Below are 23,947 nucleotides of genomic sequence, written 5' to 3' on the forward strand. Positions count from 1 at the left end.
AAACAAAGCAAGTAATTATTAGTGCTTTTACAATATATAAAAATTATAAAGGAGTAACATATGCATATTACATTCCCTAAAGCAAATCTCCAAAAAGCAATCAACGTATTGCAAAAGGTATCTCAAAATAAAACAAGTTCCAACTTACCAGGCGCTATTTACATGACTACAAAAAATGGTCAAGTAGAATTGCAAGGTAACGACTTTGAACTCGGCATTCGCTTAACCATCGATGGAGACATTAAAGAACCTGGTACTTTAGTAGTAGGTTCCCGCTATTTCCAAGAATTAATTCGCAAATTACCTGGCGATACTATCGAAATTTACAAACCAGAAGACGGAAATTCTTTAACCATCACATCTGGATCTTCCGAATTTAACCTTGTTACATTACACCCAGATGATTTCTCCTTGGTGGAACAAATTCACGACCAAGATCATGTAAACATTGATAGCTTTGCTATGAAAGAACTCATCGATTTAACAAATTATGCAGCTGCTACTGACGAAGATCGTCCTGTATTTACCGGTGCTCTTCTTGAAATCAAAGAAAACGAAGTGACTATGGTTGCTACCGATACACACCGTATGGCTGTTAAAAAAATTACCATCGATGAACCAGCAACGACTCCAATGCGCGCTATCATTCCAACAAAAACGTTGGCTGAAGTATCTCGTTTATTACCAACAGATAATCCAGCTATGATCAATATCATTTGGAATCGCACACAAATCGTATTCAATTTTGAATCTATTTATATTATTTCTCGCTTAATTGAAGGTACATACCCTGAATATGAAAAGGTAATTCCTTCCCAATTCGATTCTAGCGCTGTAATTGATCGCCGCGAATTTGCTGGTGCTGTTGATCGCGTATCCTTGTTGGCTAAAGACATCAGCTATAATGTAATTCGTTATGATTGGTCTGAAAGCAATGTCACATTGTCTACTCAAAATACTGAAATCGGTATGGCAAAAGAAGACGTAGCTGTTGAATTTAAAGGTACACCTTTCACAATCTCCTTCAATGGTCGCTACATCTCTGACATCTTGCGTCACAGCACAGGCGATAATATTCACTTGTTCTTAAAACAAAATGGTCCTGTTGTCATTCGCCAAGACAATAATCCGAACTATACATACGTAGTAACACCAGTTCGCACAAATGCTTGACCTTTATCACTTTAGGAGAACGTTATGAAAGAGCAACAGCAGGTACCCATTCATACGGAGTACATTCAAATTGATCAGTTGTTGAAGTTAGAAGGCATCATTGAAACAGGTGGTCAAATAAAATCTTTCATCGATGAAGGCATCCTTACCTTGAATGGTCAGGTTGTAACGGAAAAACGCAAGAAATGCCGCGTTGGTGATGTGATTTCTTGTGAAGGTCTCGATGTAGACCTCGTGATTACACAAGAGGAGGCATAATCGGTGAGAATTGACTCACTGCAGTTATTTCAGTTTCGTAATTATAAGGATGTACAGATACAGTTTAATCCTGAGATTATTGTTCTATATGGCACTAATGGGGCTGGTAAGACTAATATCCTCGAATCGATTTATGTTGGTACGATTGGTAAAAGCCATCGTACGAATGATACGTCAGATATGCTCATGTTCAATGCTGAAGAAGCTGGCATTGTGGTAAAGTTCGAGAAAAAGGATACGCCTCAAAAGGTAAATATTAAATTATTCCGTCAAGGTCCTAAGGATATTCGATTAAACGACACAAAAATATCTCAAAAAGAACTGATTGGTACATTAAATACAGTTATCTTCTGTCCTGAAGACTTACAGCTCATCAAGGGAACTCCGTCTGGACGTAGGCGTTTTCTCGATATGGAAATATCTCAGACCAGCGCTATTTACTATCATCAATTGATGCAGTATAATCGGTTGTTACAGCAACGAAATGCAGTTCTAAAAGAATATAGAGGAAAGAATAATATTCCTCTTGAAGAATGGGATTTGCAGCTAGCAGATATGGCGAGCTTTATCGTAAAGAAACGATTAGAAAGCTTAAAAAAAATTAATTTGCTCATTGATTTGATGAATCGTAAATTGACAGGTGGTCTTGAGAATTTAACCATTGGTTATGAACAGCCGTATATGGACAATGGTTCATTGGAATATACAAAGGAAGGCTTTTACGAACGTATAAAAGCAGCGTTGCCGCAGGATCGTCATCGTTTAAGCACTAGTGTGGGTCCTCATCGCGATGATTTACGATTCTTTTCCGATGCGATGGATTTAAAGAAATTTGGATCTCAAGGGCAGCAACGAACCGCTGTATTGTCCTTAAAGTTGAGTGAGCTTGAGTTTATCAAGTCAGAGGTAGGAGAATATCCAGTTCTTCTCTTGGATGATGTATTGAGCGAACTTGATGAGTCGAGACGAGCGAATTTATTGCAGTTTATTCATAAACGAATTCAAACATTTATTACCACTACAGATATTCACGATTTTAAAGATTTAAAATCCGTTCAATTTATTTCTTGTGAAGGGGGACAGGTTCAGTATGGACAGCCTTGATCTTTGTTTACCAAAGGCCTTAGCAGAACTGAATTTACTGGAACAATATAAATTAAATACCCTTGTTCACAAGTGGCGTGATGTAGTAGGTGATGTTATCGCGGATCATACAAAAATTGTGTCCATCAAGCCTCCAAATATGGTTATTAGTACAGATAATTCCATGTGGATGCAGGAATTACAGATGCAAAAACGACGTATTATCGAGGCTATCAATAAGTATTACCGTCAAGATGTAATCACCGATATTCGCTTCATCATGAAACGTCAGAGCTATGTGAAAGTAGAAAATAACACGTCTCTCACGATTCCTGATGAACAAATTATTACAAAACGTATTAACTTTGCAGATATCGTGCTTTCAAAAGAAGACGTAGATGCCATTGATACATCGTTGAAACAAACGGATAACGAAGCATTAAAAGCTGCTTTCCGGAAAGTACAGATTACGGCTCGTAAGAGAGAAATCTATTTAGAGCAGCATGGATACCATCGTTGTAAGCGATGTGGCATGCATATGAAATCTAAAAAGGAAATCTGTCCAACCTGTGAATATGAATTGCATCGAAAACATATTAAGGACATTAAGTCTGTGATTAGAAAATATCCGTACTTTAAATACAGCGACTGTCAGCAATTTATACAGTGTAGTTTTTCAGACTTTGCAGAAGCGATGCGAGAATCCATATACTTTTACCTTGATAAGATTTATAAAGGATCTATCAATCGCCGTCATATGTTTATGGTGGCCATGCTCATTACCCACAAAAAACCTGATGAATTGACGGATCAGCACGTTATTAATTTGTGTAATAAATATCGGTCTAAGTTCCTTGCTGAAGAGGAGCAGCGCAAAATTGATGCCCTTAATGGGACATTAGAAAAGTAGAGGGGGATTCTTATGTACGTTCATATTGGAGATACCATTTCCGTGCCCATAGAATCCATTATTACGATGGTGCATGCCAAGGGCGGAAAGTCCCATAAAAGTCCTATTCATCACTATGAAACGCTAGAATATATCGCTATGGTGCCAGAGGAGCAAATTAAGACATATGTGGTTACTGATGCTTGTGTGTATGGATCTGGTATCAGTATTAAGACTTTAATGAGACGGATTGATGAGTTTTATAGTATAATAAAGAGATAAAGTTTAATCCTGTACATGTTTTGTCACTTTATTTCAATCAAGTGCAGTATGATAGATTGTTAGGAGGAGTTTGTTTCATGCCTGAACAAAATTATGGCGCTCAGAATATTCAGGTTCTTGAGGGTCTAGACGCGGTGCGTAAACGCCCAGGGATGTATATTGGTAGTACGTCTGCTCGTGGTTTGCATCACCTCGTATACGAAGTTGTAGATAACTCTGTAGACGAAGCGCTTGCTGGTTACGCTACACATATCGAAGTATCCATCAATCCAGATAACAGTGTTACCGTTGTCGATGATGGTCGTGGTATTCCAACAGGAATGCATGAATCTGGTATGTCTGCGGTAGAGCTAGTATTAACGAAATTGCATGCTGGTGGTAAATTTGGTGGTGGCGGCTACAAGGTATCTGGTGGTCTTCACGGCGTAGGTATTTCCGTAGTTAATGCATTGAGTGAATGGACTAAGGTTCAAGTATCTCAAAATGGTATTGTTCAAGAAATTTCCTTTGCTCGTGGTCATAAAACTTCCGAGTTGCACGAAATTGGCAAGGCCGAAGGCACTGGTACTACAGTTATTTTCAAGCCAGATGCAGAAATCTTTGAAACTACCGTATTTAGCTTTGATACATTGAAAATGCGTTTACAAGAATTGGCATTCCTTAACAAAGGCCTTCGCATTACATTGAGCGATTTGCGTTTAGAGGAACCTCGTGTTGAAAGCTTCCACTATGAAGGTGGTTTGGTTTCTTTCATTACCTTCTTGAACGAAAATAAAGAAGCAATTAACCCAACTGTTATTAACATTGAAAATACAAAAGACGATGTTGTGGTAGATGTAGCATTGCAATATAACGATAGCTATAGTGAAAACTTGTTGTCCTTCGTAAATAACATCAATACGATTGACGGTGGTACACATCTATCTGGTTTCCGTGCTGCCTTGACTCGTACCCTCAATGATTATGGCCGTAAATCTGGTTTGATCAAGGAAAGTGAGTCTAATCTTTCCGGTGAAGACGTACGTGAAGGTTTGACAGCTGTCGTATCTGTAAAAGTGTTGGAACCTCAATTTGAAGGCCAAACAAAAACTAAACTTGGCAATAGCGAAGTTAAAGGTATTACAGATGTTATCGTTACAGAAGGTCTTAAAACATTCTTTGAAGAACATCCTCAAGATGCGAAGAAAATCATCGAAAAAGCAACGATGGCAAGCCGTGCTCGAGAGGCCGCTCGTAAAGCCCGTGACTTAACACGCCGTAAAAATGCGTTGGAAGTATCTAGCCTTCCTGGTAAATTGGCGGACTGCTCCGAAAAAGATACATCTATGACTGAAATTTATCTTGTGGAAGGTGATTCTGCGGGCGGTTCTGCAAAACAAGGTCGCGATCGTCGTTACCAAGCAATTTTACCATTGCGTGGTAAAATCCTTAACGTAGAAAAAGCACGCCTCGATAAGATTTTGGCTAATAACGAAATTCGCTCCATGATTACCGCTTTTGGTACAGGTATTGGCGATGAATTCGATATTACAAAATCCCGTTATAACAAGATTATCATCATGACAGATGCGGACGTTGACGGCGCTCACATCCGTACATTGTTGTTAACATTCTTCTACCGCTATATGAAACCATTGGTAGAGGAAGGTCATATCTATATTGCTCAACCACCTTTGTATCAAATCAAGAAGGGTAAATCTCATTGGTATGTATACTCTGATGCAGAGTTGACTTCTAAACTTGATGAAGTAGGCCGCGATGGTACTACAATCCAACGTTACAAAGGTTTAGGTGAAATGAATCCTGAACAATTATGGGAAACTACGATGAACCCTGAAAATCGTACGATTCTACAAGTTAGCTTAGAAGATTCTATCGAAGCCGATAAAATCTTTACGGTCCTCATGGGTGATAAGGTAGAGCCTCGTCGTAAATTTATTGAAGATAACGCAAAATACGTGCGTAATCTAGATTTGTAAGAGGTGACCCATGTCTGATAATCATAATAATAACGTAGAGTTTACGTCTAACAAAGATCAACACCTAAAACGTTCCCTAAAGGCGCGTCATATGAATATGATCGCTTTGGGTGGTGCTATCGGTACAGGTTTATTCGTTGCTGGTGGTGAAGTCGTAAGTACAGCTGGCCCTGGTGGTGCTCTTGTAGCTTACGGCCTCATTGGTATCATGGTTTATTTCCTTATGACATCTCTTGGGGAAATGGCCACATATTTACCAATTCCAGGTTCCTTCGGGACTTATGCAAAACGTTATGTAGATCCTGCCTTTGGGTTTGCCTTAGGTTGGAACTACTGGTTTAACTGGGCTATTACCTTGGCTGCTGAAGTATTAGCAGGGGCACTCATCATGAAATATTGGTTCCCTGATGTGCCTGCCATCGTATGGTCTGCTCTGTTTTTGCTCATTTTATTCGGTTTGAACTATTTATCTACTCGTTCCTTTGGTGAAAGTGAATATGTGTTCTCTAGCATCAAAGTTATTACAGTATTCGTATTTCTATTCTGTGGCTTTATGCTCATCTTTGGTATCGGTGGTACATCTCCAGGATTTGCAAACTGGACCGTAGGAGAAGCTCCATTTGTAGGTGGCTGGGAATCTATTCTTGCTATCTTTATGGTGGCAGGATTCTCCTTCCAAGGTACTGAATTGATCGGTGTAGCCGCTGGTGAAGCGGAAGACCCTGAAAAGAATGTGCCAAAAGCGATTAATACAATCTTCTGGCGTATTCTATTATTCTATATCGGTGCTTTCACGGTTATCGGTTTCTTGATTCCGTACACAGATCCAAATTTGTTGAATTCTAGTGTAGAGAACGTATCTATTTCTCCATTTACACTCGTATTTGACCGCTTTGGTTTTGCCTTTGCTGCTAGCTTTATTAATGCCATTATCTTAACGGCTGTATTGAGTGCTGGTAACTCTGGTCTGTACTCTTCTACGCGCATGTTGTACGCACTCGCTAAGGAAGGTCAAGCACCTCAAATTTTTGCTAAGTTAAATAAACGCGGCGTTCCAGTACCTGCGTTAATCTTAACGACAGCAATCGGTTTATTTGCGTTCCTAACAAGCTTTATCGGTGAAGGTACAGCTTATACATGGATTGTTAATATCTCTGGTTTATGCGGTTTCATCGCATGGGTTGGTATTGCAGTATCTCACTATCGTTTCCGCCGTGCTTTCATCGCACAAGGCAGAGATCTTAGTGAATTGCCATACAAAGCGTGGTTATTCCCAGTTGGCCCAATCTTGGCGTTCATTCTTTGCGTTATCATCATCTGTGGTCAAAACTACTCCGCTTTCACAGGTGATACCATCGACTGGTACGGCGTATCCGTTGCCTACATTGGCTTACCAATCTTCTTCGCAGTTTACCTTGGTTACAAATACATCAACAAAACTAAAGTTGTGCCGTTGAAAGAAGTTAACTTAGACCGCGATTTTGATAGATAAAAATATAAAATTAGACCTGTTCATTATGAAAGTAGTGAACAGGTCTTTTTTTGATGTATAATATGTAAATTTTTGATGTATAATATGTAAATTTTTGATATATAGTATGTAATTTTTGGAGATACAATATGTAATTGTTTTATGTGAAAGCTATATTTATATTTGTTTTTCTCTAAAAGTCTTGTTATAATAAATCAAAATATATTGTAGTCAATTAGAAAGGATACAATTATGATTATTACAACAACTATGCATATTGAAAATAAACCTGTACAAGAGTACAAAGGTATTGTATTTGGTGAAGTCGTAGAAGGCCGTAACTTTGTGAAAGATTTCATGTCTGGCATTCGAGACATTGTTGGTGGTCGTAGTGGCAGCTATGAAGATTCTTTGATGAATGCGCGCAAAGCAGCTCTCGACGAAATGTCTCAACGAGCTTCTAAATTGGGTGCTAATGCTATTATTGGTGTATCCTTCCAATACAGCACAGTAGGTGCACAAAATGGCATGCTTATGATTACATGCAATGGTACAGCCGTTGTAGTTTAATAAATAATAGACTAAGTCAGATATAATTATTAATATAATCCTAAGGGAAATAAGTAAGTCGTAATGTATTATTGTGACTAAAAAAACAGCAGGGGAAAGCCCTGCTGTTTTTTTATATGATATTTATTAAAAAACCCCCTATAAAAAGTATTAGAAACTTTTATAGGGGGTTTTTTGTATTGTGGTTTATCTATATATCTTATAGATAATAAAAAAGCAGAAATAGTTACTGCTTTTTTATTTTACCTTATACCAGCTTGCATACATGACTGGTAATACGATGAGTGTTAGAACCGTTGCCACTAGTAAGCCGCCGCTAAAGGCGATGGCCAATGGGCTCCAGAATACAGATCCCATGAGAGGAATCATGCCTAAAATCGCTGCGATAGCGGTAAGCATGATAGGTCGGAAACGAAGTGTAGCGGAGTTGATAATCGCTTCACGAGGTTCTTGTCCTTCTGCCTTGTGGATTTCGATTTGGTCTAACAAGATAATGGAGTTACGGATGATCATACCTGAGAGGGCGATGATCCCTAGAATAGCCATAAAGCCTAACGGCGTTCTCGTAATATTGAGTGCTAATACAACACCGATTAGTCCCAATGGAGCAGTGAGTAGAGCCATTACCATGAGGGCGATACGCTTTAATTGGAACATGAGGATTGTCATGATTACAAAGAGCATAATTGGCATTGGCGTTAATAGCTTTTGAACGGCTGTTTCACTCTTTTCAGCGGCGCCGTCTAGGTCAATAGAATAGCCTGTAGGCAAGGAATCGCGAATGTCTTGTAAGGATTTGTAAACCTCTTTTGTTTTCGCATTACCCAATACACCTGCTTTTACATTCGCATGCACACTAATGGTTGGCATCATATTGCGATGCCAGATAATACCATCCTCTTGTGTCATGGTAATGGTTGCAATTTGGCTAAGTGGTACATAGGAGCCATTTCCTGTTTGAATTGGCAAGGATGAAAGAGCACTTAAGTTATGTTGCTCGTTGTCACCTAAACGGAAGGTAACAGGAATGGTTTGGTTCCCTTCGTAGTATTCACCAGATTTAGTACCAGACAATAGACTTTGCAAGTGCAAGGATACAGCATAGCTATCGATGCCGAGTAAACGTGCCTTGTTTGGATCGATGTGAATATTGGCTACAGGTTCTGTATCTGGCCAGTCAAAGGCGATATTTTGTAAGTCTTTATCGTCTTGCATTTTAGCTTTTACTTGATTTGCAATTTCTTTTACCACCTTTTGATCAGGGCCAGCAACGCGAAGCATGACTGGAAATTTGGATGGTGGACCGATTTGTAAGAATTGCGTGTTTACAAGGGCCGATGGGAATTGCTCGTTTAAATACGGAGTCAATTCAGCATAGAGTTTATCGCGATCCTCTAAGGATTTTGTAACGATTACATATTGTAAGAAGTTGTTCCGTTGCAATTCAGGTTCCAAGGTGAGGACGAAACGTGGAGAACCTTGTCCGATGTAGGAGGTGAAGGTTGCAATGCGTTCGTCGTCTTTTAAATGTTTATCGATGAGTTTTGCTTGGTTAGCAGTATACTCGATAGACGAGCTTTGAGGAAATTGCATGGATACAATGATTTCATTACGCGTTGATGATGGGAAAAATTCCTGTTTGATCAATGGTAGTGAAAGCAAGGATAAAACGAAGGCACCTAGGGTGGCCAGTAGGACTACCTTGTGATGTCCTAGAGCCCAATGTAATAGTTTTTCAAACTTATCATAGAAGGTTACATTGAGCTTGTGCATGATACGGTCTCGTTTAGTCCATTCCGATTCTGGTTTTGGAGCCTTGTTTTCAATGATTTTATAACCCAATACAGGGCTGACGAGAACAGAGGCGAACCAAGATAGAATAAGCGCCATAAATACAACGATGGATAGGGATTTTGTAAACTCTGCTACCATACCTTGTGCCAATGCTAATGGCAAGAAACCTGCACAGGTAATGAGTGTACCAGATAGCATAGGGAATGCTGTCGATTCGTAAGCAAAGGTAGCAGATTTAAAGTGACCCCATCCTTCTTCGAGCTTAACGCTCATCATTTCTACAACGATGATGGCATCGTCTACGAGGAGGCCTAAAGCTAGGATTAAGGCACCTAAGCTAACCTTATGTAGATAGATGCCACTTTCATACATCAAGATGAACGTCGTAGACACAACGACTGGAATGGTGAGGGCTACAACGATACCGGTTCGTAAGCCGAGAGATGCAAAGCTTACGAGCAATACGATGGCGATGGCTTCAAATAAGGATTGAGAGAAATCGCCGATGGATTCTTTAACGATATGCGGTTGATTCGATACTTGATTGAGTTCGAGACCGGCAGGAATCGTTTTCTGTAATTCTCCGAGTTTTTTGTCGATGGCTTCGCCGAATTCGATATTATTAGCTCCTGCATCCATGGAGATAGCGATGCCAATGGCTGGCTTGCCTTTGTAATAGAACTGTGGATCGCTAGGGTCTTGGTAGGTCATGGTTACATCAGCCATGTCACCGAGGCGCAAGGTTTGGTTATTGATGCGGATCGGCATATCTCGCACCGCTTGAGGACTATCGAATAGGCCATTGACGCGGAGATATACATTGTTTGTATCTGTTGTAATCAAACCAGCTGGAACCATCATACTTTGCTGTTTAAGCGCTGTTAACAGCTGTTGTGTACTGACTTTATAGGATGCGAGTTTATCCTTGTTTATGGTTACATTGAGGGTTTGTTGTTGAACCCCAATGAGGCTGATTTTCTTAACATTAGGAACAGATAAAAGCTGACGTTTTAAGTCTTCTGCTTGTTGTCGTTTTTCTTCGTACGAATACTCATCACCACTGATGGCATAGATAATGCCATATACATCGTCGAACCTGTCGTTAATGGTCGGTCCTTGAACGCCTGCAGGCAATGATTTCCATTCGTCGTTGATCATATTCCGCGCTTCTTCCCAAGCGGGACGAATTTTATCGGATGGCAAATCCTCTCTTAAATTGATATAAATAACGGATTTGCTGCCATCTGTAAAAGATTTTGTATAATCTACACCAGGAAGATCGCGTAGTTTTTCTTCGAGTTTGTCCGTTACCTGATCCGACATTTCTTGTGGAGAAGCCCCCGGCCAAGCAACACCGACCACCATGGTGCGCATCGTAAAATCAGGATCTTCCATGCGTCCCATATGGGTGAATGAGAAGATACCGAAGGTGAGGAGCACAGCCATGAAGTAGTAGATAATGGACTTGTGTTTAAGAGCCCATTCGGCTAAGTTAAATTGTTTCATTGACTAACCGCCGTCCCTTCTTGTAATTGTTGGGTACCTGCGGTGATGACAATGTCACCTTTAGCTAAACCAGATGTGACGATGACGGAGTTCTTACCGAACTCACCAGTTTTGATAGGCACGAGATGAGCCTTCTTATCGCGGATGATATAGACAGCATTATTGCCGTTAGAGTCTTTCACAAGAGCCGTTAACGGAATAGAAATATTGGTACTATCTGTGGTAGATAGATTAGCATTGACCGTCATACCTAGTTGTACCTCTTTAGGCGCATTTTGCAAGGTGATTTTTACGGTATACGTTCTCGCTACAGGGTCAGGAACTGGTGAAATTTCACGTACTACGCCTTGTACTGTTACATCTGGTAATGCCCAGAAGGTAATAGTAGCAGGGCTACCTACATGAATTTTACTTAATTCTTGTTCAGGAAGGGCAATGACTGCTTCTGGGTCGTGACCGGCCGCTAAGGTACCAACACTTTGACCGGCTGCTACGACTTGTCCTGCTTCAATATTGAAAGCGGTAATAATACCTGTATCAGGGGCCGTCAAATTAGTATAGCTATTTTGATTACTACTCAAATTAAGGCTTGCTTGTGCTTGTTGTAATTGAGCAGATGTGGCATTCAATTGGTTTTCAGCTTGGTCTAATTGCAATTTACTAATTGCTTGTTGTGCATAGAGCTCGCGGTATCGTTTAGCATTGGTTTCTGCCAATTCGTAGGCCGATTGAGCAGCTTTTACAGCACCTTCAGCATTTTGCACCTGAGCTGATGTGTCTGAACCATTGATTTGAGCAATGACTTGGCCTGCTTGCACTACATCACCAACATTTACAAATTTGTTGATGACACGCCCTCCAATTTGAAAGGCTAAGTTTGTTTCTGTTTTATTATGAATGGTGCCTGCATAGCCAGCATCAGTAGTTCCAGACTCTTCACCTATAGTGATGGTACGCACCTTGAGACTTGTATCTTCAGGTGGTTTTTCTGATCCACAACCACTTATGATGGCGGTCCCTATTAATAGGGCGCCTATAGTTGCTATGATTCGTTGATTCATAGAATCTCTCCTTTGTCTACCGCATATAAGCCCTATGACACAGAACTACACATAGGTAGTAATCATAGGACTCTATATGTATATTAGAAAACTCTAATTTCTAATTATATATTTTATAGAAAAAAATAATTATATATTTTATACAATTTAATAATACTATATTTATATTGAAAGTTCTAGCCTTTATGCAGAAAATAAAAGAATTATATACTTAATTTATATAATTGATGATATATTTTAATGATAATTTTTAAAAGTAATCTATATTTTGCTAGTATTTGCTAGTATATGTATTATTTATATTATGAATACAAAAATGTAGTAAAAAAGTGAGTCCTCTATCGATTGAGCTGTATCCAAAAATATGTCCAATTTTTGGGGTACAGTTCATAGTAAGAGAACTCACTTCTTTAGATTTTGTCTATATTATTTGAGCTTTATTTTTCTTCTTCTTGTTCTACAATAGGTTCTTCATAGGTTACAAGGATTTTATCGATACGAGTATGATCCATATCGATGACTTCAAAGGTATAGCCGTTCCATTTTGCCTTGTCTAATTCTTTTGGAATACGACCGAAGAGGACGTTTAAGAGGCCGCCCATAGTTTTGTACAAGTCGTCTTCTTCGCCTGGCAATTCTTGATCGATGTGAAAGAATTCTTTAAATTCATCTACATTGAGAAGGCCATCTACGAGCCATGCTCCATCGCGTTCGATGATCTTGTTTTCTTCTTCCTTGATTTCTTCCTCACCGGAAGGCATAAGGCCTACGATTTCCTCCATGATGTCATGCAAGGTGACAAGTCCAGTAAAACCACCATATTCGTCGAGGATAATTGCTTCATGAACGCCTTCTGTACGTAGAACGTTCAATAATTTCATGAGTGAAATGGATTCAGGAACGAGAACAGGTTCTTTCAAACAAGCTTTGATGATATCGTGAATGGAACTTTCACTAGGACGTTGCATAATTTGAACTAATACATCGGATACGGTAACGAGACCCTTTAATTCATCTAAGGAATCGGTACCTACAGGAATGCGGTAATGGTTGGCATTCTTGAGGACCTCCATGATCTCGTCTTCCGTGCCATTAAGATCAATCCATTTGAGCTGTGTACGAGGAGTCATGATGTCACCTGCGTTCATATCTGCAAGATGGAAGATATTTTCTACGAGGATAGGTTCTTCCTCTTCGTAAGCACCCATGGCAACGCCTTCGGTAAGCATTTTATTAATTTCAGATTCTGTAATAGGCGCTTCTTCTTTTACAGTAACGCCTAGCATTTTTAAGAGGAATTCTGTGGAAACGCCGAGGAAGCTAACGATTGGTTTTAACGCCACAGATAGCCAGTAAATTGGTTTTGCTACTACAACGGCAATGCTTTCAGGGCTATTTAAGGCCAAGCGTTTAGGCACGAGTTCGCCGATAACGAGGGATAAATAGGTAATGATGGCAACGATAATGAAAGAGCTTATAGAAGCTGCGTATGGTTCGATGCTTGGAATATTTGCTACTAATATATCTTCTAAAGGTCCAGAGAAGGTGGCACCAGAATACAAACCAGTTAAAATACCTACGAGGGTGATGCCGATTTGAATGGTAGAGAACATTTCATTTGGGTTCTCCGATAATTCAAAGGCTGTTTTCGCGCGTTCATTGCCTGATTCTGCTAACTCTTCAAGTTTACGTTTTTTTGCATTTACAATGGCTAACTCCGTCATGGAGAATAAACCATTTGCGATGATTAATACGATGATAATGATAAAATCTAAGGTCAGATCACTGTCCATGTAAGTAGATACTCCTTTTTAATGACATATAATTCTACACATGAGAATAATAGAAATATTACTCCTAGTATACCATATCGACATTAATAAGTGATTCATATAATAAAAGCACCCGATATGGATGCTTTTGTTATATACTATAGGTGTTACTGGACTAGTAAATAGTACCCTAATAAGGGTATAGTATGTATAGAAATTAAGATTAGTATCAGTATTAGGTCATATAATTTGGGCCTCATAATAGGATTATATAGATGGCAACAGAGCAAGAGTGGGAAAGTGTATTACAAATTAAAACCTCTGGTCGGGATGATAGTCGTTCCGATACGGAGCATCATCCGTACGAGCCGACGGATTATTGCGTGCTGGAGCGTTTAGCAAATAGTGGTCATATTCGCAAGAAAAATACGCTCATCGATTATGGCAGTGGCAAGGGCCGAGTGAGTATTTTCATGGCTTACCAAACGGGCTGCTATTCTATAGGCATCGAATACGATGAACGGCTCTATGAAAAGGCTTTAATTAATGGTGAAAGCCCTGCTGCTCGTAATCGTGTAAGCTTTGTACTAGGTGATGCGGCGCTGTATGAATTGCCAAATCAGGTTGATCGATGTTTTTTCTTTAATCCCTTTGCACTCCATACGATTAAGCGGGTATTAGGAAATATTTTTGATTCGCTATATCATAATCCTCGGGAGATTAAGTTATTTTTCTACTATGTTAATGACGAGGTGGAGAACTTTTTAAATAACCATGTTCGCTTGGAACAAGAGGAACCTATTGATTGTAGTGACCTCTTTGAGGCCAGCGATGCAAAGGAACGAATTCTCGTCTATTCAGTTAACTTGTTTTAGTGCAGTTTAGTGCAGTAATTTAAGACTTTTATAATGAAATAATTTAAGGCCTTTAAAGACCTTTATGTAACAATTAGATATGTTTTGATGTAACAGTTAATTAAATAACCTCGATTTGAATAGTGTTTTAGTAGTATGAAATGCATACTATTAGGGACGTATTTAAATTGAGGTTTTATTCTATTTTTAAGGAACTTTTACACATATTATTAAGGAAAAAGCAGATAAATTCTGCTATAATAATATATTAGAGATTATAAAATTAATTCATTTTTATGATTCTATACATTGATTCGTATACGCTAATGTAGCGGGTAGGGCTGAGTGTATTGAATACAGGAGGTGCATATGGAACTCATCGATACAATGTTGATTGAACGCATTCGTAAAGCGTTAATTAAACGATATGACCGAGATCAACAGATTCAACAAATGATTGAAGAAATTGGTGCAGAGGAAGGCCTTAATGAGACCGAATTATCTATCGTTTACCAAGCGTATTTAGAGGTAAAAGAACGGGTGTATTATACATCTTCTCTCGTTGATTTGTGGAATCAAATTGAAGATGTTCAAAAACGTATGGCCTTATTGCATTCTTACGAATCTTTAGAAGAAGATCTATTTGGCGATGTGCTAGGTGGCGATAAGGAAGATATCGTCATTTCTAATACATCTGGACTTGGCAAGGGTGCAAGTCATAATTATGATGCATATGCTATGGAACAGGTACAATTATCTGACGTTCCTGTGCATCATGATTCTACGGTGGGCATGAATCATATTAAATTGAATGAATTAAAATCTATAGGCGGCCTCTTTACTGGTTTTGGTGAAAGCTCCGGTAAGGAAATGGCAGATTTTGAAGATACTGCGATTGAGCACCTTGATGTTAAACCATTAGAAGGCGTTGAAAGCTTAGCAATTCATCATTTAGATGAAGATGAAGCGTTAGATGTAGATGGTTTTGATGAACTTTCAAAAGATAAGAAATCAGAGGCGGCTAAAGTAGATGATGAGGATATGTCCTCTATTGATCCATACACGGCGGTGAATGCTTTATTATTTGGTAAAGCTGGTTTAGAGTCCGATAAAACAAATAAGAAGATGGAGAAGCTTCTTAAAAAGAAATTGAAACGCGTTGATGATGAATGGGCGCGTATCAACAGCTCTGAAGATAAGAAATCTAAGGACGATAAAAAATCCAAGGAAAGTAAAACATCTAAAGAGGATAAGAAATCCAAAGAAGACAAAAAGTCCAAAGGCGAAAAAAAATCTAAGAAAGATAAAACGTCTAAAGAAGATAAAAAAGAGAAAAAACACAAGAAGTCTAAGGAAGAAAAACGTTCTAAAGACGAAGAAAAGTTAAAGAAAAAGAAAGATAAAGCTGAAAAGAAGCTTAAAGTCTTAAATGATAAGTTAAAAACAGTCTTCTTGGCTGATACTTTCAAGAAAAAAGATAAGAAGAAAGATAAGAAAAAGGATAAAAAATCCAAAAAGGATGAATCCGCAAAAAAGCAGAATCGATAGTTTCCGTATGGAATAGTAAGGCCTCTGAAAAGATGGTCAAGGAGAGTACTAGTGCGAAAAAATCAGCAGGTGCTGAGACTATCGACCGTGGATGCGGTAAATGCAAACGATGTAAAGGTCCTAAATGTAAGAAATATCCGAAATAATTGATAGTTATGTAATTAGTAGAATATGATGTAACAAATTACGTAGAATATATATGTAGTATATTATGTAGCATATATATATAGCATATATATGTAGTTTATGAATTTTATTATTTATTTAGGCAGTATAGTTATGTAGTTTTGTTACGTTTGTAACAATATAGTTGGATTAGTGAATTAACAATTTGGTTATACGATTCAACAGTTAGGGGTTAATGATGAACCGATGGCAGCGATTATTTGAAGGCATACGAACAGAGATTAAGGTATTTATCTTTTTCTCTGTTTTGTTGACTGCATTTAGAATCGTGTTTCTTGCAGTATTTCAATCACAACTGGCTTCCGTGACGATGGAGAATATCCTCACGTCCTTATGGCTAGGATTTAGATTGAGTCTCAAGACCGTCGGTTCTTTGTGTTTATTGGGCTTTTTAGGGGGGACGTTGGTACATACCTTTGTGCCAAAATGGCCGTCCTTGCGCATTAAACAGGTCCTCTACTCCATTGCGACTATATTGTTGACTTTCCTATTTTTGGGACGCATTCCGTTTTATAAAATTTTCAATTCCTCCTACAATGCGATGCTCATCAACGGTAAAAACGATGATATCGGCGCCATTGTAAATACCGCTATCAATGAATATAATGCCCTCATGTACATCATAGGGGCCGTTGTATTGAGTGCAGCTCTTTGCTATTTTCTAGTTCGTTTCCTAGCGTGGGGGGCCAAGAAATATAGTGATTACGCTGTTGACCTAAGGAATGGTGATGATGCGGATAATGTAAGAAATAGTGATTCTGCAGATCATCAACGACTTTGTACTACTTGGTATCCTAAGACGAAGAAAACGCAATGGATGACGGGCATTGGATTGACTGTCGCTATTGGCGTATTAGGTCTATTCTTTAGATTTGGCGGTGCTTTCAGCTATACAAATTCTATCAACTGGGAAAGTGCAGCCCGTCTTAGTTCAAATCTGTTAAACGAAAATATCCTCGATGATGTACAAGCGCTCTATCGTGTTAAAAGCATTGCGAAACGGACGGCTGAGCTGGAGGTTATCAACTTAACACCTCAAGAGTTAAACGAAAAAATCACTTCCGTTGGTGGTAAGTTTAACGGTACAAATTTTGACGGTTCTTTCACGAGAACCATTACGACACAACGATTAGCGGATCAACCGCAGTCTATAAACCTCGTTCTTGGAGAATCCTATGGCTTGTGGCCGTTCCTTGCTGAATATAACGAGCCTGGTGCGTACCTCGTTGAGCAAGGTCGTAAATACGCTGCCAGCCCTCAAGCGATGAGCACGCAACTAGCTCTTGCCCAAGGCACAGGCACGATGCCAGCCATCAATGGTTTGTTGACAGGGATGCCTGATACAGGGCTATATCCTAACTATGAAGGTGAAAGTTTCAAAGAACCTTACGGTTTAGGCATTGGTCCTGTTATGAAAAAGCTAGGCTACAAGACTGTATTTTGGTATGGTGGCTTTAGTACTTGGCAAAACGTTAAGAACTTTGCTTTATCTCAAGGCTTCGATGAATTCCACGATGCTTCAGAAATGCCAAGCGAAGACGGCAACGCTTGGGGTGTAGGCGATAAATATTTATTTAAAGCTATTTCTGCCTACATGGATCAACATAGAGGGGAAAAAATTCTCAATGTTATCATGACCACTTCTAATCATCCACCATATAGCATCAATGTGGGTAAGGAAGGCTACGATGTGAATAAGGTAAAAGGGCATTTGCCTGATTCTATCGAAGAAAACGATAAGCAATTGAACGAAATGGGCCATATTTGGTACGCAGACCACGTAATGGGTGATTTTATCGCTCGCGAAGAAATAGCAGATCCGTCGGCCCTCTTCGTCATTACAGGTGACCATAGCGAACGCTTTAACTTTGCTCGTGAAGTAGGTCCTAATGTGGCGTCTACGATTCCTATTATTTTCTATGGTCGCGGCATTCATAAAGACTGGCTTGCGCCTAATGCGTTCGGCATGAGCATTCAAATCATTCCAACCTTGGCGGAATTAATAGGCCGACCTGGTCAAACCTATGAAGCGATGGTACCAAGTTTGTTTACACAAGAGAAATTTGTATTTAATCATAGACTATATCTTGATAAAAGTGGCAAAGTGTTAGAACAAAGTGCGAGCATGCCTCAATCCTATGGAGATATGATTAAAAACATGCGCGAACTCGCAGCATGGCGCATTAAACATGGAAATAACATTAAGTGAGGAACATTTTAGCTAATGATATTTAGCTAGAACGAACTATATAAGTTTGAGAGTTTGTAAAACTAGTTTGGCTAGTACATGTTGTAAGAGGAGCATGGAATGGAGTTAATTTCGGTCATTGTACCCGTTTATAATGTGGAATCTTATGTTGCAGAATGTATTGAATCCATTCAAAACCAAACGTATATGAATTTGGAAATCATTTTAGTAAATGATGGTTCTACAGATGCTAGTGGTGATATTTGCGATCAGTATGCAGCCTATGATGAGCGCATCAAGGTCATTCATCAAGAAAATGGCGGTCTTAGTGCTGCTCGCAATACGGGAATAAAAGCGGCTAATGGTGACTATATTGCTTTTGTAGACTCCGATGATTACGTTGGGCTTACCCTCTATGAAGATATGTTAAAGCTTTTAAAAGAGCATGATCTTGATATTATCGAATTTACTGCTTTCAGAGATAAAAATGGTGATATTATCGAAGGTTGCAATGATGGTCAATTAGAAATTTATGAGAAAGAGGATGCCTTGCGATTAGCCATGCATGATTGTTTTGTGGCAGCTTGGAGTAAGTTATATAAACGCAGTGCTATCGGTGATGTGCGTTTTCCTGTAGGTCGAAAGTTCGAGGATACTGCTACATCCTATCTATATGTAGCTAATGCTAATCGGGTGGGTCATATCAATCGTTGTTACTATTACTATCGACTCAATCCAAATTCCATAACTCAAACTTCTTTTGATGCTAAATCTCGATGGGATTTTGTGTTGGGCTATGAAGAACGCTTGCAATATGCTATAGATCATCAATTACCATATGTTGATGATTGTAATAGTTTATTGATGAAAGCCGTATTATCCTGTTTAACGGCTTACTATGCAAAGCCAACGGGTAATCAAGTGTATTACGATAAGTGTAAAAAAATGATTGAAACTTATCGCAATGACGCATCCTATAAGCTATTAAATTCTAAATATAAGCTCTTTTTATGGTCCTTTGGCCGTGCCGATTGGATTCATAAAATAGGGGCTCGTTTATCGTACTTAGCAAAACAAGTACGTTCGTAAGTGAAAGGTAAAACTATGGCAACTGTATCTGTAATAATCTTAGCGAGAAATGAAGAACACAATATTCATGACTGCATTGAGTCTGTGCAGTTTGCCGATGAAGTTTTGGTTGTTGATGATTTTAGCACCGATGATACTGCAAAAATTGCTGAAGAAATGGGTGCTCGTGTTGTGCAACACGCCATGAATGGCGATTGGGGTGCGCAACAAACCTTTGGTATTGAACAAGCGAAATCTGATTGGATCTTATTCCTTGATGCGGATGAGCGCATTTCTGAGCCTCTAGCGAAAGAAATTCAAGCTATCGTTGTAAACGAACCTAATAAAGCGTATTGGATTCAACGGCGCAATAAATTCCATCATAACCACGCTACACATGGTGTATTACGTCCAGACTATGTGCTTCGCCTCATGCCTAAAGAGGGTAGCTATGTAGAAGGCTACGTGCATCCGGCCATAATTACGCCGTATCCAACAGAAAAATTACAACATCCGATGTACCATTACACCTACGATAATTGGCATCAATATTTCAATAAATTCAACAACTATACCACATTATCTGCGGAAAAATATCGTGATAATGGTAAAAGCTGTTCTTTTATCAAGGATATAATTTTGCGCCCTACTTGGGCTTTCATCAAGGTGTACTTCTTACAAGGTGGCATTCTCGATGGGAAGATGGGCTTTATTTTGTCTGTTAATCACTACTTTTACACAATGACTAAATACGTGAAGTTTTACTATTTACTAAAATCCAAGGGAAAATTGTAATAGAGGGAGCATTATGTTAGGCAATTTTGGAAAACATTGGCACATAGGCCGTACTATATATGGCAAACGCACATGGCGTGAAACGAGACGCACCTTCTTACATACAATGCGCTCTTGTCGTCATGACTCAACGGTTACGGAATTTGAAAACTTCTTTAAGTCCTATACGGCAGATCCAAAGCTGTTGGAAAAACATCCAAGTCTCTATGAATTGATGAGCCGTATGTTTTTAATAAAAAACTCTACACCACAGTGGCGCTTGGAAGCACTTCGCCAGCATTTCACCATATTACAAGAGGTGTTTACGGATGAAGCGATTCAGCTCATGTATGTAGACGAAGCGGAGTTTGATTATTTCGATAAAAAACGGGGTATTACCCTTTGGAGTTCCGATGAGCTCGATATGTCTGCTCATCTATATTACGAGCCGGGACAACGTAAGGAAGGTTTCTTGACGGTTATGCTCTTGCTCGAAGATAAGGGCGTATACCATGCAAATATTCGCTTTGCTAAAGGCCATAACGGAGAGAGAACTCTTGTTATCGGTACTATTCAAGGTTATAAAGATGGTCTTGAGAGAGCTAAGAAGATTACGAAAAAGATGTATGGTTACCGTCCTAAGAACTTCATTACCTTCTTGATTCGTGAAATCGGTCGTGCTGCGCAAGTAGAATCCATACTTGCCGTATCTGATGAAGGCTTCTATGCAAATTCACATATGGTGCGCGGTAATAAATCAAAGGTTGCTATATTAGATACCTTGTGGGAGGATATCGGCGGTACCGTATTGGAATCTAATCCAAATTATTTCACTATTCCACTTGAAGAAGAACGCAAACCTATGGAAGAGATTAAATCACAAAAACGTAGCCAATATCGCAATCGCTATGCTCTTTTAGATGAGTATGAAGCTATGATTCAAGAAAACATAAAACCGTACGTAAGGGCCTAGAGGTGTGCTATGCGCGTAGCAATTTTAGAAAGTATTGTCATGCCTGCTGGTCATGAGGTGGAGTTTGATCGGATCCTCATCAACGAATTAAAGCGTCAAGGTCATGAGCCAGTACTATTCGTACCGGAGAACTTTGCTTTCAAAGTAGACTATGGAGTAGATATAGTGTACTTAGAAGGGGGAGAGGTAGTGACCTATGCGGGGGCGTTTAAATGGAAGAAGCCATTTTTATCCATTTTGCGAGAACGCCGTCGCCGCAGTTGGTTCACATCAGCAGCAGAAAAAATTAAAGAACATAATATAGATGCTTTAATCATTCCCACAGGGACATACCGTTATATTAAAGCTTTGTTAGACACGCCATTAAAGGACAGTAAGGCAGCAGTACACGTTATCTTCCATGGCATTGGCAAGGGCGAAATGGATCGCTTTATTAAGCAAGCTCATCGAGCTAATGCATATAAAAACGTATACCTCGATGTTATTTCTTTGCGCGATGATATGTTGCGCCCTAATCTACCAAGAGTCCGTAAAATTTTGCCTCCTGTGTTCTTGCCATCGAGTGAATTGAATGGAGAACAAAAGAATAGAGATACGCAAGGCAATGTTAATATACAAGACCAAAAAAATCCGAATTCTGCAACTTGTATAGGTGCTAATTTGGAAACCTCTATAGCAGCAAATAAACCGATAAAATTAGGTTTCTTTGGTCAGTTTAGAAAAGAGAAAAACATTGAGCGCTTTATAGATGCCTTTGTATCGCTTAATTATGATGATTCTGTACAACTCGTCGTTCAAGGGGCAACGGTAAAGCCTGAAGATGGGATTTTATTTGAGTCTATCATCAAGAAATATAGCCAGTATAGTAATATTAAATTCATCCATGCCAGTCTGATAGGGAAAGACTGGGATACAGCCTTATTGAGTGTAGATGCTCTATTATTGCCGTATGGGGCTGAGCGATATCGGTATCACTGGGCAGCTATGCTGTTTACTGCTATTGGCTTTCACAAGCCTGTTCTTATATCTCCAGAAATTAATCCCGAGGTATTAGAACAGTATTCCATTGGGGAATTTTTAAATTTAGATGATGTAAACTCTATCAGACGGGGGATTCAAACATTTGTAGAGAATTTACAGTATCATAAAGAGCAATATAATCAAGGATTAATGAATGCAAATGAGGACTACAGTCATCGTGCATTAATTCAATCCATCATACATGTATAAGGGGTACCATGTAATGTTTGTAGTTTATATGTAAGGGAGAATGAACATGTGGGTATTATCCAGTGTAAGATTAGAGTCGTGGATTGCCATTATGATTACGTTGATGGCATGCTTTACAAGGCTATCCATGGCAGCTGGTCAAGTATTTTATGTTATTGCTATTTTGTTAAGTATTTTCTATATTTGGAAACATAGGCATGGCCTATATGTTCCGTCCTATGTTAAAAAATATAGTAAAACGTTTGCTCTAATGTTGTTATTGTTATTGCCTTCTGCAGTATTAACGAACAATATAGCTGTAGGATTACCTGAATTTATCAATGTTTGGCTGTGGCGGATTCCTGTATTTTTCGTTATCGCCCTGTGTATTCGTGATAAGAAAACATTATTTACGATGCTTGCTGTATTTTTTGTGGATTTTGGTATTGATAATTTAGTAGCCTTTTATCAACATGTTTCAGGAATGACCGATAGAGGATGGGGATTTGGTAGTAGTGTGTTAACCATATCGGGCCTCATGGTTATGTTAGTGCCTATTTTCTGCGTCATTTTATTAGATTCGGCCTTTCCTAGCTATGTGAAAGCATCCGCTTTATGGGCACTGGGCTGTGTTGGTTTTGGCATGTATGGCAATCAAAGTAGAGGATCTTGGCTTTTTAGTATGATTATGGTGCCTATCGTATCCTTACCATATATACTAAAACGATTCATTTATGTAGTCGTTGTTCTTGCTGCATTAGGTGGAGTTGTATGGGGATTTAGTACACAACCACAATATGTAGCTAGGTTTGAGTCCATTACGAATACGACTACAGATGGTTCCAACCTAGGCCGCTTTGATGTGTGGACATCGTCTATTAATATGTTTAAAGACCATCCTGTGACAGGTGTAGGTATAGGTCAATGGCGTACTATATATGAAGTATCCTATCGATTACCAACGGAAAATCAACATTTATATCATGCACACAATAATTTTATTCAACTTCTTGGTGAAGTAGGCCTTTTAGGTTTATTAGGGGTTCTCATCTTTTATGGATCTATTATTGTTGATAATTTTGTGGTTTGGTTTAAGAACCGAGATCCTTATAGCCTCTGTGCTATGATTGCTGTTATTTGTTATGTATTTGTATTTGGCCAAGTGGAGTATACTTTAGATAATTCATCAGGAATGCGCATTATGTATTTTATGTTAGCTACGATGCTTCAATTGCGGGATAATTGAGAATCGTATAGCTGTATTGGAAAGTATTTAACTACCATTTAATAGACAATTAAGTAGGATTCA

At 39.0% G+C, this 23,947-nt stretch carries 19 protein-coding genes; 16 read left to right on the top strand and 3 right to left on the bottom strand.

The window, feature by feature from the left end:
• Positions 1-60: 60 nt before the first annotated feature.
• The 8 genes from dnaN to AAA071_RS08050 all read left to right on the top strand — a co-directional run bounded on the left by dnaN (position 61) and on the right by AAA071_RS08050 (position 7,705).
• Positions 61-1,173: a DNA polymerase III subunit beta gene (gene dnaN / locus AAA071_RS08015; protein WP_120055217.1), complete on the top strand. Its 1,113-nt coding sequence runs from the start codon at positions 61-63 to the stop codon at positions 1,171-1,173.
• A 24-nt stretch (positions 1,174-1,197) separates the two neighbouring features.
• The gene (locus AAA071_RS08020; RefSeq protein ID WP_004692943.1) at positions 1,198-1,431 is read left to right on the top strand and encodes an RNA-binding S4 domain-containing protein; all 234 of its coding nucleotides are present in this window, start codon (positions 1,198-1,200) and stop codon (positions 1,429-1,431) included.
• A 3-nt stretch (positions 1,432-1,434) separates the two neighbouring features.
• Positions 1,435-2,535 carry a DNA replication/repair protein RecF gene (gene recF, locus AAA071_RS08025; RefSeq protein WP_302132361.1) on the top strand — a complete coding sequence of 367 codons (1,101 nt, stop codon included), beginning with the start codon at positions 1,435-1,437 and terminating at the stop codon, positions 2,533-2,535.
• Positions 2,522-3,424 (top strand): DciA family protein, encoded by a 903-nt coding sequence (locus AAA071_RS08030; RefSeq protein WP_302132363.1) that lies wholly within the window; start codon positions 2,522-2,524, stop codon positions 3,422-3,424. Before recF ends, AAA071_RS08030 begins: the two co-directional genes overlap by 14 nt.
• 12 nt (positions 3,425-3,436) lie before the next feature.
• The gene (locus tag AAA071_RS08035) at positions 3,437-3,685 is read left to right on the top strand and encodes a hypothetical protein (RefSeq protein WP_058948347.1); all 249 of its coding nucleotides are present in this window, start codon (positions 3,437-3,439) and stop codon (positions 3,683-3,685) included.
• Positions 3,686-3,762: 77 nt separating this feature from the next.
• Positions 3,763-5,664: a DNA topoisomerase (ATP-hydrolyzing) subunit B gene (gene gyrB, locus AAA071_RS08040; protein ID WP_287507929.1), complete on the top strand. Its 1,902-nt coding sequence runs from the start codon at positions 3,763-3,765 to the stop codon at positions 5,662-5,664.
• Between the two features lie 10 nt (positions 5,665-5,674).
• Positions 5,675-7,156 carry an amino acid permease gene (locus AAA071_RS08045; protein ID WP_004692938.1) on the top strand — a complete coding sequence of 494 codons (1,482 nt, stop codon included), beginning with the start codon at positions 5,675-5,677 and terminating at the stop codon, positions 7,154-7,156.
• A 231-nt stretch (positions 7,157-7,387) separates the two neighbouring features.
• Complete coding sequence (locus tag AAA071_RS08050; RefSeq protein WP_004692937.1) at positions 7,388-7,705, top strand: YbjQ family protein; 318 nt, start codon at positions 7,388-7,390, stop codon at positions 7,703-7,705.
• A 237-nt stretch (positions 7,706-7,942) separates the two neighbouring features.
• On the opposite strand, the gene AAA071_RS08055 is transcribed toward AAA071_RS08050, so the two are convergent.
• The 3 genes from AAA071_RS08055 to AAA071_RS08065 form a co-directional block, all read right to left on the bottom strand.
• A complete protein-coding gene (locus AAA071_RS08055) occupies positions 7,943-11,005 on the bottom strand; it encodes an efflux RND transporter permease subunit (protein WP_302132367.1) in 3,063 nt (1,020 codons plus the stop codon).
• Positions 11,002-12,066: an efflux RND transporter periplasmic adaptor subunit gene (locus AAA071_RS08060; RefSeq protein WP_021148810.1), complete on the bottom strand. Its 1,065-nt coding sequence runs from the start codon at positions 12,064-12,066 to the stop codon at positions 11,002-11,004. The genes AAA071_RS08055 and AAA071_RS08060 overlap by 4 nt, the downstream gene beginning before the upstream one ends.
• Positions 12,067-12,503: 437 nt before the next feature.
• Entirely contained in the window at positions 12,504-13,859 is a 1,356-nt protein-coding gene (locus AAA071_RS08065; RefSeq protein ID WP_302132369.1) for a hemolysin family protein, read from the bottom strand.
• 254 nt (positions 13,860-14,113) lie between these two features.
• Here AAA071_RS08065 and AAA071_RS08070 point away from each other — a divergent pair, with 254 nt between their 5' ends.
• The 8 genes from AAA071_RS08070 (at position 14,114) to AAA071_RS08105 (ending at position 23,884) form a co-directional block, all read left to right on the top strand.
• A complete protein-coding gene (locus tag AAA071_RS08070) occupies positions 14,114-14,713 on the top strand; it encodes a class I SAM-dependent methyltransferase (RefSeq protein ID WP_302132371.1) in 600 nt (199 codons plus the stop codon).
• 348 nt (positions 14,714-15,061) lie between these two features.
• Positions 15,062-16,240, top strand: coding sequence for a transcriptional regulator (locus AAA071_RS08075; protein WP_302132373.1), 1,179 nt, complete (start codon positions 15,062-15,064; stop codon positions 16,238-16,240).
• 361 nt (positions 16,241-16,601) lie between these two features.
• Positions 16,602-18,635, top strand: a complete 2,034-nt coding sequence (locus tag AAA071_RS08080; RefSeq protein WP_302132375.1) for an LTA synthase family protein — start codon at positions 16,602-16,604, stop codon at positions 18,633-18,635.
• Between the two features lie 99 nt (positions 18,636-18,734).
• Complete coding sequence (locus tag AAA071_RS08085) at positions 18,735-19,703, top strand: glycosyltransferase family 2 protein (protein WP_278457895.1); 969 nt, start codon at positions 18,735-18,737, stop codon at positions 19,701-19,703.
• Between the two features lie 15 nt (positions 19,704-19,718).
• Positions 19,719-20,477 (top strand): glycosyltransferase family 2 protein, encoded by a 759-nt coding sequence (locus AAA071_RS08090; RefSeq protein ID WP_302132378.1) that lies wholly within the window; start codon positions 19,719-19,721, stop codon positions 20,475-20,477.
• Between the two features lie 13 nt (positions 20,478-20,490).
• A complete protein-coding gene (locus AAA071_RS08095) occupies positions 20,491-21,429 on the top strand; it encodes a VirK/YbjX family protein (protein ID WP_302132379.1) in 939 nt (312 codons plus the stop codon).
• A 9-nt stretch (positions 21,430-21,438) separates the two neighbouring features.
• Complete coding sequence (locus AAA071_RS08100; RefSeq protein WP_302132381.1) at positions 21,439-22,659, top strand: glycosyltransferase; 1,221 nt, start codon at positions 21,439-21,441, stop codon at positions 22,657-22,659.
• A gap of 46 nt (positions 22,660-22,705) precedes the next feature.
• Positions 22,706-23,884, top strand: a complete 1,179-nt coding sequence (locus AAA071_RS08105) for an O-antigen ligase family protein (RefSeq protein ID WP_302132383.1) — start codon at positions 22,706-22,708, stop codon at positions 23,882-23,884.
• Positions 23,885-23,947: the final 63 nt, after the last annotated feature.

The organism is Veillonella parvula, from assembly GCF_040097785.1.
Taxonomy (GTDB): Bacteria; Bacillota; Negativicutes; order Veillonellales; family Veillonellaceae; genus Veillonella; species Veillonella parvula_D.